Source organism: Vibrio sp. Vb0937 (assembly GCF_033338855.1).
The window spans coordinates 390,891-409,949 of record NZ_JAWOTK010000002.1; the positions used below are offsets into that span (position 1 = coordinate 390,891).

Annotated in this window: 1 protein-coding gene; it reads right to left on the reverse strand. The window is 46.9% G+C overall.

What is annotated here, in order from left to right:
• Positions 1–88: 88 nt before the first annotated feature.
• On the reverse strand, positions 89–18,706 hold the full coding sequence (locus R7P67_RS05300; protein WP_318085895.1) for a retention module-containing protein: 18,618 nt from the start codon (positions 18,704–18,706) through the stop codon (positions 89–91).
• Between the last annotated feature and the right edge of the window lie 353 nt (positions 18,707–19,059).

Genomic DNA, 19,059 nt, shown 5'->3' on the forward strand with positions numbered 1-19,059 from the left:
ATTCAAATATCTCCTGTTTAAAATCAAGCTTTCCCGAAAAAAAATGGGCGGCTTATCAGAGCCGCCCATTTTTATGTTGTATACAGGTTTATCCGTTATCAATAACACCGTTGTTGAGCAATGACTCTACAATCTCGTTGGAGCTGAGACCGTTGAAGTCGATTGAAGTACCTAAGTTTTCCACGACAATAGTCTGTTGAACATTTGCATCCGTCGTAATGTTCAGAGAAACACTTTCCGTCGATGCATCGTAGTCTGCCGAAATGTGACTAAGCAGATCATCCATGTCGATCATTGAGTTATTGAGATCAGAGATAACTTCACGTAAATCGATACTGTCTTCGTTAACAGTGAAGTCAGTAATGGTATCCACTGCCCCTTCATCAACGGAATCTACCGTCCACTTGAAGATATCACTGCCGTCTCCACCCGTTAAGATATCTGAACCTAAGCCACCGATAAGCACGTCATCGCCATCGCCACCCAGAATAACGTCGTCACCGTCGCCACCAATCAAGTTGATACCTGTGTCTCCACCGACTAAATAGCTGTCGTCCACTGCGGTTGACTGGTCAATATCGTCGCTATCACTACTCACATCCAAACTAATTTGGACAGGTGAAGACTGCGCTTCATCGCCATTAGATTCCGTTGATATGGCCGTAAGCGAAATATCGTAAGAACCGACATCAATACCACTGTTAGTATCTGTTGCGACAATTTCTAGCGTATCAATTTCATCGCTTGGTACTGTCCAAGTGGTACCATCGAAGCTAATGCCTGATGGAGAAACGCCACTTGTTACCTCAGCACTAGCTGGTACGCCCGTTAGCTCCAAAGACAGCACCTCGTCAATATCAGTAAGCGCCGCCATGATTCCGACAATCGCTAAACCTTGACTGCTCGCGGTTTGGCTAGCCGCAATTTGACGAATGTAATTAAACTGAGGATTGATACTCAATGTAGGTGCATCAGCTACAGGTGTCACATTGATAGTGAAATCTTGATTCGCTTCCAATGCGGTACCCGCATTTTCGAAGTACACGCCGTTGTCTTCGACTTTCACCGATAAAGTGATTGAAGCTGCGTTGACATCTCCTGCATCCACAAATACACCCTCAGAAGCGTCTGTTGCTCCAAGAACGGAGTTAATATTATCTGGTGTGCCCATTAGGGTGATTTCACCAGCCATCCCCGCCCCAACAGTCACACCACTACCTGCTGGCGGCTCGACACGAAGGTCGCCCTCGGTAACTGTAAGAGTCACGGTCATGCTTTCATTTGCTTGTGCGCCCGCAAAGTCGACGTCACTCACACTAATACCCGTTACTTTCTGGCCATCAGCTTCATTGATCGTATCCGTTACCGACGTTGCAGTGATTTCAGGTGCGTCATTGGTCGCTTCAACATTCAACACTGCTGTGCCCGCGATTGTAATTGGGTCTGGAGCGCCGTTAGTGGTTCCGTCATCTGTGATTTCATAAGTGAAATTAACGTCACCAAAGAAATCTGCTGCGGGTTCAAACGTCCACTCTGTCGCACTCACTTGAGTCAGCGTGCCGGAAGCTGGATCCACTAACACAACATTATCGACGGTCAAGTTGTCTGACTCAGGATCACTTGCGTTGCTCAGCAACTCAGTAGCCGTAATAGTTACCGAACCACCATCTTCTTCGGTACTACTCAACGTTACCTCTGATGTTACCGGTGCATCGTTCACCTCAGTGACTTCGAAGGTCGCCGTTCCTGACACCGTTTGAGGATCTGAAACACCGTTCGTTGTACCGTTGTCGGTAATGTCGTAGGTCAGATCGACCTTGCCGTTGTAGCCAGGCGCAGGAGTAAATGACCATGTACCTGTTACGTTGTCGAAATCCAATGTGCCGCTGCTTGGATCAACCAACTGGACATTGCTCACCATCAAGGTGTCGTTTTCAATATCAGACGCATTCGCCAACAAATCAGCTTGGGTAATATCAACCGCCGTACTGTCTTCTGCGATATCAGAAAGTGTCACTTCAGACGTCGTTGGAGCATCATTGACTTCCGTTACGTTGAACGATGCGCTGCCGTTAACCGATTTAGGATCGGATGCACCATTTGTCGTGCCATCATCTGTAATGGTGTACGTGATTTCAACTGGACCGTTGTAATCTGGTGCTGGGGTAAATTCCCACTCTCCCGTACCACTGTTGAAAGTAATGCTACCCGAATTCGGATCCGTTAACTGAACATTGCTGACCGTGAGGTTATCGTTCTCTACGTCTGTCGCATTCGCAATAAGATCCGCTTCAGAGATGGAGAACACACCACTATCTTCTTCAATATCCGGTAGCGTCACTGGCGTAGTTTCTGGGGTATCATTCACCGCTGTCACTTCAATATTGAAGCTGCTGCTGTTGGTATTTAGGGTGTCATCTACCCCACCAATTACGATACCTTCATTACCTTGGTCATCGACTGTCACATCCACCTGAACGTCACCAAAGAAGTTCAGGTCTGGATTAAACTCAATCAGACCGTCTGCAATGGCATTGTTTAGATCGGCCACTGTGCCTTTCAGTTCAACGGAGTCCGTACCATCACCGCTCACGGTTAGGTTGTAAGTAGTGATAAGCGTTGGGTTGAGCTCCAAGATACCGCTGTCTACAGTAACATTGAGCACGTATTCAGCGTTCGGGTCATCTAACACCGCATCAACGTCTGTAATGTTAAAGCCATCAAGCAGTAACGGAGTATCCTCTTGCGTTTCAACATCCACTGTATTCACGAACTCTGGGCGGTCGTTCACTGCTTCAACATCAACAGTGACATCAAACTCCTCTGCGGAGCCCAAGCTTTGACTGCCATCGAGCCCAGTATCAACGGCTTGCACTTTGAAATGCAGCGAACCATCCCATGAGTTATCGTTGCGATCCCCAGAATTAAACAACACTTGATCCAAGTCTTGAGCATTGATTTCTAAGACAAAAATGCCGCCGCCTTGGTCAGTAAACACTGTCCCATCAGGTAATGAAACACTCGCCCCATCAGGGACATTGGAGACCTCAACTCTCAGCGTCTCTGGATCATTTTCCTGGTAGTTTGCACCATCTCCGATGGACACTTTGTTATCAACCACTAACGCATTTACATTAATAACAATGTCTTCGCCCTCATTACCTGCAGCCGAAGTATCGGGATTCACATCAACATCATCACCAATAGGATTGACAATAAGCGTAAAGTTGTTGTTTCGTTCCGTTGGAACTTGTAGCAACTCCTCTTGAATGAAGACCGTAATACCTATCTCAGCCTCGCCACTAAAGTGTTTTGGCGGTTTAATTTGGATGTCACTCAGGTCAATGGACGTCTGAGTGAGATCTTTTAGTTGAATACTCCATTCGCCCCCACCGTTGTTCTTAACAACATAATCAGAGGAATTGGATTTAACGATAAAGTCATCAGGAAGCCCCGTTAACTTGAGTGAAACGAAACTCTCAGAACCGTCATTATCGTTCAGGCTGATCGAAACACCAGAGCCCGATTGATTCAGCGAAATTAAAGTATCTTCGTCACCAATCACCGTGATTGGCTGCGTCGGATCGGCACCTGTAATGGTAATATCATCAACGACTGGCGTAACTTCAAATGTGACATCGTCAGTGAAGGTTCTCACATCTATATTATCGCCAGAGTTATTCAAGATAGACTGATCAAACACAGCTTCATCAGTAATTTCTCCCTCGATATTAATCTTGACGGTATTTTGGCCACCACCTACGGGGTAATTTTCTTTTGGCTTAAACAGAACATTGTCAAGCGCACCAGCTAAAATCTCAGCTTCATTAAACTCAATACTGGTTCCTAAGCTGTTACCATTGGCATCAACAAACTCACCTAATGTTGTGTCATCAAGCTCTAACTTGATGTTCGTTAGTGTTTCTCGACCACCTTGAGTGTTGTTAAATTGATCGGCAAAATCAACACTCAAGTTAAGTTGGATTAAGCCATCTTCGTAACCAACACCATCCGCCGTGGGAACGTCGTTATTTAGATCAGTCACAGGTTGTTTGTTTGCATCCAAGCCGAAAGTACCGACGATATCTACTCTTACATTTGGTGTGACATCGCTATCCAACGGCTGATCCCCGGCTGAACTCGGAACGTCTGCAACCGGTAAAACCTGAACTGGAAACTGAACATTATTTTCTTTTTCATCACCGGACTCAGTGTCTTTAGTGACGAACCGAATTGGTAATTCGAAATCACCTGCGTAATCTTCTGCCAAGTGCATCGTCAAACCATCAAGGCCAGTAATATTTCCACTCGCATCGATATGGGCTTGGAACACGTATTTACCATTGACAAAGTCGATATCCGTCCCCGTGATCACCAAGCCAGGAGGAATACCAGGAGCTGAAGGATCGACGATAATAGTCAAGACATCCTCCACGCCATCTGCATTAATCGCATCAACTTTCGACGTTAACTGAGCACCAAGGTTAATAGAATTGTCTTCCAACGCTTGAATTTGGACATCATCAGCCACCTGAATCTCTGCCGCTACACTCATTTGCGGTGTGAGAACGGTAGGAAATTCAAGTGTCACATCCGTTTGGCGCATGACCGTCGCATCTTTTTCGTTGCCCAAATCTTCGCCCAAATCATTCACTTCTGCGTAAATGGTTAAGCCAATTTGAGAGAGACCACCGTTATCGCCATCGTCACTGTCATCGTTTGGTGTTAAATCAAGTCCAGACGGCGCTTTAATTGAGAAGTTGTCTTCATTAGTTACTGTCCAACGACCTCCACCTTCATTTAGTGCACCGACGATAACCAATTGGTTGAGGATCTCAGGGTCCACATTGTGAAATTGAACAACAAGTTGAGTCACCACTTCATCTGAAGACGCATCAAACTCTTGATATTTAATGATATGAGCACCAGATTCGCCCCCCATAGAAGTGTTGATCGTAAAGTCAATGTTACCTTGATCGTCTGACTTCACGATATCGGTAGCACCACCACCACTTTCAGTGACAAGCAGACGGGTTTGGTCGTCTATTGCCCCCGTCTTATCCTCTGGCTCAACGATTGGATTAACTTGGACATTCACCGTACCATTGATGGTTTTCTCAGCGATACCTTCACCGGGATTCGAAGCGTCAACATATTCATGGTCAATCTCTTTCACAGTGACGGTTGTGGTCAAGTCAAAGTCAGTACTTGAATCCTGCTCCAACTGGACTTGAACATAGCCACTTTGAGAGATTCTAGCGGAAAAATCTTGCTCTGATTCACCAGCTTGCGGTGAAAGCGTTAGTGTTCCAGAAACAAGCGCTTGTGCCACACCATCTACATAGACCGTGCTGCCTGGAGGAAATCCAGAGATGGTTACATCACTAAAGAATTCATCGGTATCAGGGCTTTGTACGAGCGTCGGTTTCCAATCGATGTTAAAGCGCGTATCTTCATCTCCCTCCGATCGAACAACGTAGTTATCTTGAGCATCAATAACGGGTTCGACCTTGATCCTTACCTCTCTTTCAATCACACGACTATGACCATCATTCTCGGTAACAATGATCGTCCCTGTAATCGCAATATTTTCAGTTGAAGAGGCTTCCGGAATAATTTGAATACCGGAATTAAAATTCAGCCCAGTGATGTTTGCTTCGTAAATCGGTTGACCGTTACCATCATAGCCAACAAAGGTGAGGTCAACGCTTGAGCCGTCTGAATCTACGACACGAACACCGTCGGGGATGTTGGACAGGATAACAGTAATGGCTTCTGAATCATCCTGTGGTCTATCGGCAACTTCACCAGATACAACCGAGAAGTTAAGGTTTACAACACCATTCTCTTCGATAGTCGTCTCTATCCCGGCCACATCTCCGTCTACGAATCGGTTCCAAACGTTCCCCGCGTCAATTAATACCGTGTCTGGTATGTCAGCAACACCTTTTACACCAACGATGACGGTCTTACTGCCCAGTGACAACACATCTTCTGTCGTACCGGTAGACAATGATGCTGTGTCTTTCACAATGCCTTCGACATTGAAAGTAAAGTCATCATTGCTGTGCAACGGAGGAAGAACTTCGACGTTCGCTAATTCAGACTCTGGCACTTCGTAATAAAGTACATTGCCGCCTGAATCGGTCACTTCTACTATCTGACTTGGGTTTGCTGAGTCCAGCCACACCAAAGTAACCCCATCAATTGAGAAGTTAGAAATGCGCACAAATAACGCTTCAGAACCATCTAAGTCCGCTGATGGTTTCATGGTGATCACTTCACTTAATTGGAGTGGGTCGTGATCAGTGACAGGGTCTACCGTATTTTGAGTTCGAGCATTATCCTCAAACACATTAATTCGATTTACAGTAAAACTACCTTTATCCGCAACTGGGTTTACATCAATAATGATGGTTTCGGTTTCTGAGCGAGCGGTATCTTTCCCAAGCAGTGGATTGTTGTTTTCCGTCGTAATAGCGGTGACATCAATTCTGATTTCGCCCGAGAAGTTATCTATCGGATCAACTTGAACTTCATCAATTCGGCTTGCATCCACCAGATAAACACCACCGGATTTTGGTATCGCACTACCATCTGAATAGACTAACTCTGCGTTACCTTCTCCTTGTTTAAAGACAAGCTCGTACACAATGCCTTCAGGGTTACTAGTGTCTTGGGTTTCAGCCGTGATGTTAAGTGCGACATTGTTTCCATCTTCATCAACCGAGTAGTTAAATTCGCTGCTTGCCGTCCACGTTGCAATATCTGCAACGGCAGCAACTTCAATGTCTAAACGACCATTAATCGTATGATCTGGCGTACCATTGTTAAGAATTTCCACACGGATACGAGGATCGATACCAGAAGCATCGGTTGATGTATGACGATCTGGTACGAAGTACAAGTTATCTAACGAGACAAGCTCACCATTGAATGACTGCTCAACATTTGATGCGTCGAGAACAACCGTATTGCCCACAGATGTTAATTCAATGTAGTTGCCACTGCCGTCTCGGTAGTAGAACGTACCGTTGTGAGTATCAGCATCTCGAATAGTGATGTCACCTAAGCTCTCGTTACGGTCGATATCATGTAAATTGATAACCAAGTCGACTTTCGCAGGGTTAACATCCAGCGTCGACAAGTTGTCCTGAGTATTTGCAGAGTCAACGCCCACAACGATACCATCACGCCCTTGGTCCTCGAACGCAGTAACGGTAGACGTGTCAATTTGCGCATTGCGGTCTCTTATCGAGATATCCACATCGGCATCAGCGATATCGCCATCACCATCGGTTGCAACAACGTTGATGGTGAAATCAATCGAGTCGGTTTCGGTATGGTCAAGATCGTCATTCGGACGGAATGACACACTGCCATCGGTTCGAACAACCAAACGACCGATTTCAGTATCTACTCCGTCAAGAACCTTGTGAACGAACACAACTTGGTTGCTGCCGTTTAAATCAACAGAATCGGAATCAACACCGTTTTGCTTGAAGTAAATGCCTGAATCATCAGCCGAGAATGAAGTCACTTGTGCGCCGTCAGCACCAAGGTCATCATCCCCCTCTACAGGGTCTCGGAATAAACGAACCGTGCGGCTGCCTTGTCCCTCAACACGTGAAATAGACGCATCGTGCAAGGTTGGAACATCATCGGTAATCGTCACTGGTAAGTTAATACCTGCCGTATCACCATCGACATCGGTCGCAAAGACTGGGAGATCAAGTATGAGTGTATCTTCGCCTTGAGTTGAGTGATCTAGCGCACCCTCAAGCGTAAACTTGTAAGAGCCGTCAGCGTTCAAAACTAGTGTGAACACTGAGTTACCATCAGGTGTTTGACCTTGATAAGTAAAGTTGTTGTTGCTTACCGCGGTTTGAACTAACGTCACCGCAAAACCACCTGAAGTTACTCCTGGTATCGGGTTAGAAGTAAGATCCAGCTGATAAGAGACAACGGTATCTGCCCCTTCCACCGTATCGAAATTGCCCGTTGCTTCTAGGCTGTCTTTGTTGGTTGCCTGAGAACCGTTGGCAAGGTCATCCTCATCAACAGCCAAAGCATCTGCTGATTTAATTTCGGGAATGTCATCAACTACGGTAATTGGAAGATTCAGTGATGATGACGTGTCACCATCAAAGTCTGTTACTGTAATTGGAATATCAATGACAAGGTTGTTTTCACCTTGAACAGCGTCATGGTCGATTGGTCCCAACAGCTCAAATTGGTAGCTGTCATTATTCGCATCAAGAGACAGCGTGAAGATCTTAGTTGATGTGCCAGTAATAACCGCTTCGTAACTGGTTACTCCACCATTCGTGCTTACTAGATTCAACTCGATGCTGCTGCCATTCGACGTTAAGCCTGACACGACGGCATCGAGGTCAGAAACTTGGTAGCTGACAATCTTGTCTGCACCAGCAACGACCTCAAATCCGCCGTTCAATACCGTAGAATCATTACTTGTCGTATCAGAGCCACCGGCAAGATCATCTTCATCGACTGTTTGTTGGCTAGTGTCTGTCACTTTCACAATCGCTGGAACATCGTCCACCACTGTGATCGGCAAGGTGATGTTATTGGACACATCGCCGTCAAAATCAGTCGCGTTGACTGGGAAGTTGATGACTAACGAGTTTTCATCGTTACCCGCAGGATGATCAAGTGCACCCAACAGTTCAAATTCATAACTGTCTGCTGAACCATTTAGCGTCAGTTTAAAGACGGTGTCCGTCGTACCTTGTACATAAGCTCGGTACTCAATCACACCATTTGAATTTGAAAATTCAACCAATTCAAGCGGCTGACCACCTGAGGTAAGTCCAGATACAGGTGATGTTAAACTATCCAACTGAAAGCTAACGATAGAGTCAGCACCATCGGTAACCTCAAAATTGCCACCAATGATATTGGATTCTGGCGTGTCGTCTGAACCTTGGCTTGGAATATCATCCTCATCCACAGACAAGGTACTACTAGAGCTAATAGCATCAATGGTTGGCTTGTCATCTACGATGGTCACTGGCAAGGTCGCAGTGATGATATCGTTGTCGCCATCCGTGATCTTCACAGGTAGATTCAACAAAATCTCATCAGAGTTAACCGCGTGATCTAACTGACCAGATAACTCAAAGTCGTATTTACCATCTTGATGAAGTGTCAACGTGAAGACAGTCACTCCACCCGGAGTTTGTCCCACGTAAACAAGCGCGTCAGCAGTTGAAGCACCAACGTCTTGAGAAAGTGTTACCTCTTCTCCACCCGATTTCAGATTCGGGATAGGATTTGAGCTCAGATCCAATTCGAAAGCATCAATACCATCTGCGCTAGTGACTTCGAATTCACCTGATACCGTTAACGGCTCTTTAGTGCCATCAGAACCAAGAGGTAAGTCATCTTCGTCGACACGTAGACTTTCAATATTGGTAACAACTGGAACATCGTCCACAACGGTAATTGGCAATGTGAAGGCTGGTGAAGTATCACCATCATTATCTGTCGCCGTCACAGGGAGGTTAATAACAATCTCGTTTTGCTGATTACCATCTGGATGATCAAGTGGCTTCTGTAAATCGAACTCGTAGGTGTTGTTCGTTGCATCCAACGTCAGTTCGAACACCACTTCAGTAGGATTGCCAGCGACACCTTGGTATACGTTCACGCCGTTTGCGCTAGAAGACAGAACTAAGGTGATAGCTTCACCATCTGAAGTCAGAGAGGCAACAGGCGTGGTCAGGTCACTCAGCTGAATAGAAGCAACTTGGTCAGCACCTTCGGTGATATCAAAAGTACCTGAAATAACAGTATCTTCTGCACTTGCAGCATCCGTACCTGCTGGTAGGTCATCTTCATCAACGGTTTGTTCGCTGCCTGCTAGTAAACCGTCAATGGTCGGAACATCATCCACAACCGTAATTGGTAAGGTGATGTTGTTCGACACGTCTCCATCAAAGTCAGTCGCGTTTATCGGTAAATTGATGACCAGTTCATTTTGGCCATCAGCATTTGGATGATCGAGAGGAGCAAGCAAATCGAACGTGTAGCTATCATCAGAAGCATCGAGGGTTACACGGAATACTGGCGTCGTCGTGCCATCAATACGAGCTTCGTAAACTGAAACGCCACCTGCGTTTGATACTTCAACCATAACCAGAGATTGACCACCAGAGGTCAGGCCTTGTACTGGCGTCGTTAGGTCAGAAACGCTGTACTCGACAATGCCATCAGAACCATCAGTCGCGATGAAGTTACCGGCAATGCTGTTCGACTGTGTACCATCAGATCCGACTGTTGGGATATCATCCTCATCAACCGTTTGCACACTTGTTGCTTCGATTCCGCCAAGTGTCGGCTTGTCATCAACGATCTTGACAGGAATTGTCTCAGCAGAGGTATCGCCATCAAAGTCTGTCGCGATGACTGGGAAGTTCAGTGTCAACTCATCACTATCTACTGCGTGGTCAATTGGACCTTCAAGCGTGAAGTTGTAACTACCATCAGTATTCACCGTCAGCGTAAAGACCGCTTCAGTACCCGCTGTCGCCTGGTAAGTAAAGCTGCCATCAGCGTTTGCGGTTTCAGTCAGTGTGACTGCCACGCCTTGTGATGTGAGTCCAGCCACTGGTGTTGCTGAAGCATCAAGCTGATAGCTCACTACTCGGTCAGAGCCTTGTGTGGTGGTGAAGTTGCCATCGATTGAAATCGGGCCAGTCTGATCCGAACCAATCGTGCCTAAATCATCTTCGTCAACGGTAATCGCATCGACATCGGTAATGGTCGGCTTATCATCCACTATGGTGACTGGGATCGTTTCTGTGGTGGTATCACCATCAAAATCCGTCGCGATGATTGGGAAGTTCAGTGTCAGCTCATCACTACCCGTCGCATGGTCGATTGGACCTTGCAGCGTAAAGTTGTATGAACCATCCGTATTAACGGTCAGCGTAAATACTGCTTCAGTTCCTGCTGTCGCTTCATAAGTGTAGCTACCATCACCGTTTGCAGTTTCAGTCAGGGTCACTGCCACACCTTGTGATGTTAGGCCATCAACTGGCGTTGCAGCCGCATCCAATTGGTAGCTTACTACCCCATCAGAGCCTTGCGTTGTAGTGAAGTTGCCATCGATTGAAATTGGATCTGCGCCGTCAGAGCCAATCGTCGCTAAGTCATCTTCATCCACACGGATCGCGTCTACGTCAGTGATGGTTGGTTTATCGTCAACGATGGTAACAGGCAGTGTTTCTTTCGACGTATCGCCATCAAAGTCTGTTGCGATAATCGGGAAGTCGATTTGCAGGCTGTCGCTATTCACCGCATGGTCTAGTGGACCCTGCAAAGTAAAGGTGTAGCTGCCGTCTGGCTTCACCACCAATTCAAATACGTCATTGCCATTTGCTGTGGCAGTGTAAGTAAAGCTGCCATCACCATTTGCTGTCTCTGCAAGCACGACAGGCTCACCATGAGAGGTCAACCCTGCTACTGGATCTGCCGTTGCATCAAGCTGGTATTTAACAACGCTGTCTGAGCCTTCAGTTGTGCTGAAAGACCCCGACATAAACGCATCATCGTTTTGGTCTGAGCCAATTGAGGCGAGATCATCTTCGTCTACTGTTAGTGGAACAACGTTGTCAATGGTTGGAACGTCATCAGTAATCGTGACGGGAATGGTCGCGGTCGTCGTATCGCCATCAAAATCTGTTGCAATGATTGGGAAGTTCAGTACTAATTCATCGCTGTTTAACGCGTGATCGACCGGCCCTTCCAGACGGAAGTTGTATGTGCCATCAGCATTCACGTTCATGGTGAAGACAGGATTGCCATCCGCGGTAGCCACGTAAGTAAAGCTGCCATCGACATTCGCAGTCTCTACCAAAGTAACAGGCTCACCTTGGGAGGTTAATCCCGAAACAGGATCAGAAGTTGAATCAAGTTGGTAGCTCACCACTCGGTCTGAGCCTTGAGTAGTAGTGAACACGCCTTCAACAAACACAGCGTCAGTTTGGTCTGAGCCAATGCCTGATAAATCATCTTCATCAACAGCCAGAGGCACAACATTATCGATGATTGGCGCATCATCCGTGATCGTGACTGGAATGGTCGCCGAAGTCGTATCACCATCAAAGTCGGTGGCAATAATTGGGAAATCAATCGTCAGGCTATCGCTGTTAGCGGCATGGTCAATCGGGCCTTGCAGCGTAAAGTCGTACGTACCATCTGTTGCGACATTCAACGTGAAGACAGGATTGCCGTCAGCGGTGGCCACATAGGTAAAACTGCCGTCACCATTCGCGGTTTCCACCAAGGTAATCGCCTCACCTTGAGATGTCAGCCCCGCAACAGGATCTGCTGTTGAATCCAGTTGGTAGCTCACCACTCGGTCAGAGCCTTGTGTGGTCGTAAACGCGCCTTCAACGAACAGATCGCCGCCTGGGTCTGAGCCCACACCGCTAAGATCGTCTTCATCGACACTCAACGCATCCACCGCTGTAATGGTCGGTACATCATCAACAATCGTGACTGGAATGGTTTCAGTAACGGTGTCGCCATCAAAGTCGGTTGCGATAATTGGGAAGTTCAGTGTCAGCTCATCACTATCAACAGCGTGATCAATTGGCCCTTCAAGTGTGAAGTTGTAAGAGCCATCAGTATCTACTGTCAGAGTAAATACTGGGTTTCCACCCGCAGTCGCTTCATAAGTGAAACTACCATCACCATTTGCGGTTTCTGTCAGTGTGACAGCAGCGCCTTGCGATGTTAAACCGTCCACTGGTGTTGCTGAAGCATCGAGTTGGTAGCTCACCACTCGGTCAGAGCCTTGTGTGGTAGTAAAGTTGCCATCAATAGAAATTGGATTGCTTTGGTCTGAGCCAATTAAAGCTAGATCATCTTCATCAACCGTAATGGTGTCGACGTCGGTAATAACAGGCTTATCGTCCACGATTGTCACTGGGATAGTGGCATTTGTGGTGTCGCCATCAAAGTCTGTTGCGATGATTGGGAAGTTGAGTGTCAGCTCATCGCTATCTACCGCGTGGTCGATTGGACCTTCAAGCGTGAAGTTATAGCTACCATCAGTATTCACCGTCAGCGTAAAGACCGCTTCACTACCCGCTGTCGCCTCGTAAGTAAAGCTGCCATCGCCATTTGCGGTTTCAGTCAGCGTGACTGCCACCCCTTGTGATGTGAGTCCAACTACTGGTGTTGCAGAAGCATCGAGCTGATAGCTCACCACTCGGTCCGAGCCTTGTGTGGTGGTGAAGTTGCCATCGATTGAAATCGGGTCAGTTTGGTCTGAGCCAATCGTACCTAAATCATCCTCATCAACGGTAATCGCATCAACATCGGTAATGGTCGGTTTATCATCCACGATGGTGACTGGGATCGTTTCTGTGGTGGTATCACCATCAAAATCCGTTGCGATGATTGGGAAGTTCAGCGTCAGCTCATCACTGTCTACCGCATGGTCGATTGGCCCTTGAAGCGTGAAGTTGTATGAGCCATCCGTGTTTACTGTTAGCGTAAATACGGCTTCAGTTCCTGCTGTCGCTTCATAAGTGTAGCTACCGTCGCCGTTTGCGGTTTCAGTCAGCATCACTGCCACACCTTGCGATGTTAGGCCATCAACTGGCGTTGCAGCAGTATCTAATTGGTAGCTTACTACCCCATCAGAGCCTTGCGTTGTAGTGAAGTTACCATCGATTGAAATTGGATCTGAGCCGTCAGAGCCAATCGTCGCTAAGTCATCTTCATCCACACGGATTGCGTCTACGTCGGTGATGGTTGGTTTATCGTCAACGATGGTGACAGGCAGTGTTTCTGTCGAGGTATCGCCATCAAAATCTGTTGCGATAATCGGGAAGTCGATTTGCAGACTGTCGCTGTTCACCGCATGGTCTAGTGGGCCTTGCAGAGTAAAGGTGTAGCTACCATCTGGCTTCACCACCAATTCAAATACGGCATTGCCATCTGCTGTGGCTGTGTAAGTAAAACTGCCGTCGCCGTTAGCAGTTTCAGCAAGCACGACAGGCTCACCATGAGAGGTCAACCCTGCTACTGGATCTGCTGTTACATCAAGCTGGTATTTAACAACACTGTCCGAGCCTTCAGTTGTGGTGAAAGAACCCGACATAAACGCATCATCGTTTTGGTCTGAGCCAATTGTAGCGAGATCATCTTCATCCACCGTGAGTGGGACAACGTTATTGATAGTTGGAACGTCATCAGTAATCGTGACTGGAATGGTCGCGGTTGTCGTATCGCCATCAAAGTCGGCTGCAATGATTGGGAAGTTCAGAACTAATTCATCGCTGTTTAGCGCGTGATCAACCGGGCCTTCCAGACGGAAGTTGTATGTACCGTCAGCATTCACATTCATGGTGAAGACAGGATCGCCATCCGCGGTAGCCACGTAAGTGAAGCTACCATCAGCATTCGCAGTCTCTACCAAGGTAACAGGCTCACCGTGAGAAGTTAAACCTGCGACAGGATCAGCCGTTGAATCAAGTTGGTAGCTCACCACTCGGTCTGAACCCTGGGTAGTGGTGAACGCGCCTTCAACAAACACAGCGTCACTTTGGTCTGAGCCAATACCTGATAAATCATCTTCGTCTACAGCCAGAGGCACAACATTATCGATGATTGGCGCATCATCTGCGATCGTAACGGGAATGGTTGCCGTGGTCGTATCACCATCAAAATCGGTGGCAACAATTGGGAAATCAATCGTCAGGCTATCGCTGTTGGCGGCATGGTCAATCGGGCCTTGCAGCGTAAAGTCGTACGTACCATCTGTTGCTACGTTTAACGTGAAAACAGGATTGCCATCTGCGGTCGCCACATAGGTAAAGCTGCCGTCACCATTCGCGGTTTCCACCAAGGTAATCGCCTCACCTTGAGACGTTAGCCCCGCAACAGGATCAGCGGTTGAATCAAGTTGATAGCTCACCACTCGGTCAGAGCCTTGTGTGGTAGTAAACGCGCCTTCAACGAACACAGCGTCAGTTTGGTCTGAGCCCACGCCGCTAAGGTCATCTTCATCGACACTCAAAGCATCCACCGCTGTGATGGTCGGTACATCATCAACAATCGTGACTGGAATGGTTTCAGTAACGGTGTCGCCATCGAAGTCGGTTGCGATAATTGGGAAATTCAGTGTCAGCTCGTCACTATCAACCGCGTGATCAATTGGCCCTTCAAGCGTGAAGTTGTAAGAACCATCAGTATTTACAGTCAGCGTAAAGACCGCTTCAGAGCCCGCTGTTGCTTCGTAGGTAAAACTACCATCACCATTTGCGGTTTCTGTCAGTGTGACAGCCGCGCCTTGCGATGTTAAACCGTCCACTGGTGTTGCTGAAGCATCGAGTTGGTAGCTCACCACTCGGTCAGAGCCTTGTGTGGTAGTAAAGTTGCCATCAATAGAAATTGGATTGCTTTGGTCTGAGCCAATTAAAGCTAGATCATCTTCATCAACCGTAATGGTGTCGACGTCGGTAATAACAGGCTTATCGTCCACGATTGTCACTGGGATAGTGGCATTTGTGGTGTCGCCATCAAAGTCTGTTGCGATGATTGGGAAGTTGAGTGTCAGCTCATCGCTATCTACCGCGTGGTCGATTGGACCTTCAAGCGTGAAGTTATAGCTACCATCAGTATTCACCGTCAGCGTAAAGACCGCTTCACTACCCGCTGTCGCCTCGTAAGTAAAGCTGCCATCAGCGTTTGCGGTTTCAGTCAGCGTAACTGCCACGCCTTGTGATGTAAGGCCAGCTACTGGTGTTGCAGACGCGTCAAGCTGATAGCTCACCACTCGGTCAGAGCCTTGTGTGGTGGTGAAGTTACCATCAATAGAAATCGGGTCAGTCTGGTCCGAACCAATCGTGCCTAAATCATCTTCATCAACAGTAATCGCATCAACATCGGTAATAGTTGGCTTATCATCCACGATGGTAACAGGCAATACGATTTGACTTGTGTCACCATCAAAGTCTGTAGCAATAACGCTAAAATCAAGGGTTAAGCTGTCGCTATTTGCCGCATGGTCAATTGGACCTTGCAGCTCAAAACTGTACGAGCCGTCGGTATTCAAAATTAATGTGAAAACTGCACTGCCATTTGCCGTTGCGCTGTAGGTGTAACTGCCATCTGCATTTTGCGTTTCGGCAATGGAAACGGTTTGACCTTGAGATTGCAGGCCATTTAAAGAATCAGCGTTTACATCCAACTGATACTGTACGACGCCATCAGAACCTTGAGTCGTCGTGAACTGACCTTCAACCAATGTTGGCTGTGATTGGTCTGAGCCTACCGAACTTAAGTCATCTTCATCGACGTTAAGAGCGACAACGTCATTAATAGTTGGCACATCATCAGTAATGGTAACCGGTAGAACAAGTGAGCTGGTGTCACCGTCAAAGTCCGTTGCGACAATAGTGAAGTCTAGAGTTAAGCTATCGCTACCCACAGCATGATCGATTGGACCTTCAAGGGTAAACGAATAAGTACCGTCAGGGTTAACTTGTAAGGTGAAAATAGCGTCCCCTTCTGCCGTTGCAGAATAGGTAAAGCTGCCATCTGAATTGGTTGTTTCCGTCAGAGAGATAGATCGCCCCTGCGATTCCAACCCATTGAGTGGATCAGTGCCGCTCTCTAATTGATAACTTACAACACGGTCTGAGCCCTGAGTCGTCGTGAAGCTACCTTGCGCGAACACAGAGTCGCTTTGATCGGAGCCAATGCTTGATAAATCGTCTTCATCGACGGCTAGCGCATCAACGCCATCAATCGAAGGAACGTCATCTTGAACTTGAATGACAATTTGCGCAGCTTCTGGTGTGTTCGAACCTTCGGTAATAGAGGAGCGGTCACCATCCGCATCTACCGCGTAAACTGGCAGTGAGAAAGTGAGCGAGTCATCGTTAGCACCCGTATGGTCAAGTTGTTCATACAAGTTGAATTGGTATTCGCCCAATGCAGGTGCATCAATCGCCACATCAAATACGGTAATACGCACACCATCCAGCTCAATGAAGCCTTCGTAAGTACGTACGCCGTTACTCTCGGACGCTAGTTCTAGTTGAACAACCTGCCCTTGAGATTGGAGTTCTCCACCAACATTGAACTCTGTAGGTTCCAACTCATAGTGATCAATGATGTCACTACCGACCGCTGTCGTGATCGCCCCAGTACCACTTGTTACTACCGCGCCTTCCTGTGAACCTTGGTCAACACCCGCCTCGTCTAAAGACAATCCCGTCACGTTCTCAATCACTGGATTATCGCCATCAAGGATGGTCATCGTAAAGGTGTTGCTTGCTGTATCTTGGTCAAAGTCGACGATTGTGGTTGGCAAAGAGAGCTCAATCGTATCTTCACCGTTTGTTTGTTCTAACGGCTTAAATTGCTCAAATTGGTAGGTACCATCAGTATTCAGACTGATGGTTAAGACGGTTTCATTCGAGCCAGCAATGGACAAGGTGATAGTACTGCCGTCTTCAGAGAGTACCGCTTCTGTCGCCTGATTATCACTCAATAGGCCATCGAACTGACTAAGTCCTTCTTGATTAAACGTGACCGTTGCCAATTGATCACTACCAATATCAACAAAGGTGCCAGTGATTGGTGTAGAAGAAGATTCAACGTTTTCAAAAGTAACGTTTTGCGGCGCAGGATCATCGCCATCAATAACGGTTGTCGTAAAATCAATAGGCGCTTGAATGCTGTTCCCACCAATATCTGCGCCAGTAATATCAAAAGCGATATTGATTTGATCACCGACGATAGATACTTGGCCATCAGCGATGGACGCCACATGGTCAATACCCTGGCTAATCGTGGTAACGACCTCTAACTCTAAATCACGGCCTAAAGATGTCGCTTCGATCTCGATACGAAGCACTTCGTTACCACCTTGAGTGCCGATAATGGCATTTTGCGCTTCGTCGTAAACGAACGCTACTGGCTGACCACCAGAGGTAATGTCACTATTTAACTCGGTTAACAAAGACTCTAATGAGGACGTTTCAGGTACAAATGAAGCAGTATCAAGTGCGAGATCCCCTGCTTCAACCAGCACACTAGAAGAAATGGTTTGCGGGTAGCTAGATAGAGAAATTGAGCCTTCTGTTACGCTAGATTGCAGTGACTGCCCACCATCAGCAAAGATCGTGACATTCAAACCGTCATCTTCGTCGCGATCATCTTCTCCGCTGCGAGTCGCAGACGTTTCAAAAAAAGTAGACGCGAGTACTTCCGGGTTATTATATTCAACCGTCACGTAGCCAGCATTAGCCGAGCCTTCAGCACCTGCGCCAGCAGCTGTTGCTTCTAAGATAGCGGTAGGGTCAGCTCCGTCTAAAATAGCTTGCTGGATAGCGGCAATATCGTTGGCGTCGAAGTCAGCACTTCCAATAGCCGTTGGGTCAAAAGTCACCAAGCCATTAACTGGAGATTGTACCAATACTGGTTCTAGTGATTCAGAAGAAGGCACAGGAAGACAAGCAACACAATTTGCATCGACCAGATAAAGCTCATTATTTATCTGTACGTCGAGAGAAGCATTATTTTCTGTGATAATAATCTCGCCAGGTCTTAACTCATCCCCCGCTTTTATGACCTTAACGTTTCCATCCAGGCCCAAAACCAAAACTTCACCTTTGACAGCATTTACAATCGCGCTCTGCGGTACCGTGTGCGTACTCATCTGACCTCCGCTAATGGCTTACGTTTCCCATTAACCTTTTTAGATAATTTATTATTAATTTAGTGCGGCATACTGCACACCTTTATGCGATTAAACTAAGTATTGAATCATTAAACAATCGATAAATACCCTACTACCGAGCAACATAAGTAAAACTTACTCGTAGTCACAGAAATGTGACACATGTGCTAACACGTAGATATCGAATAATTATATGAAATTGATACCTTATTCTAATTAAGTGTAGTTGTTTTAAGAAAAGAAGAGAGATGAAATCATTCAGCTAAACGCCAGACTGCCGGTTGCGATCAATAATGGAAGAAAAGCAATGAGAATGTTGTATACACCGGAGC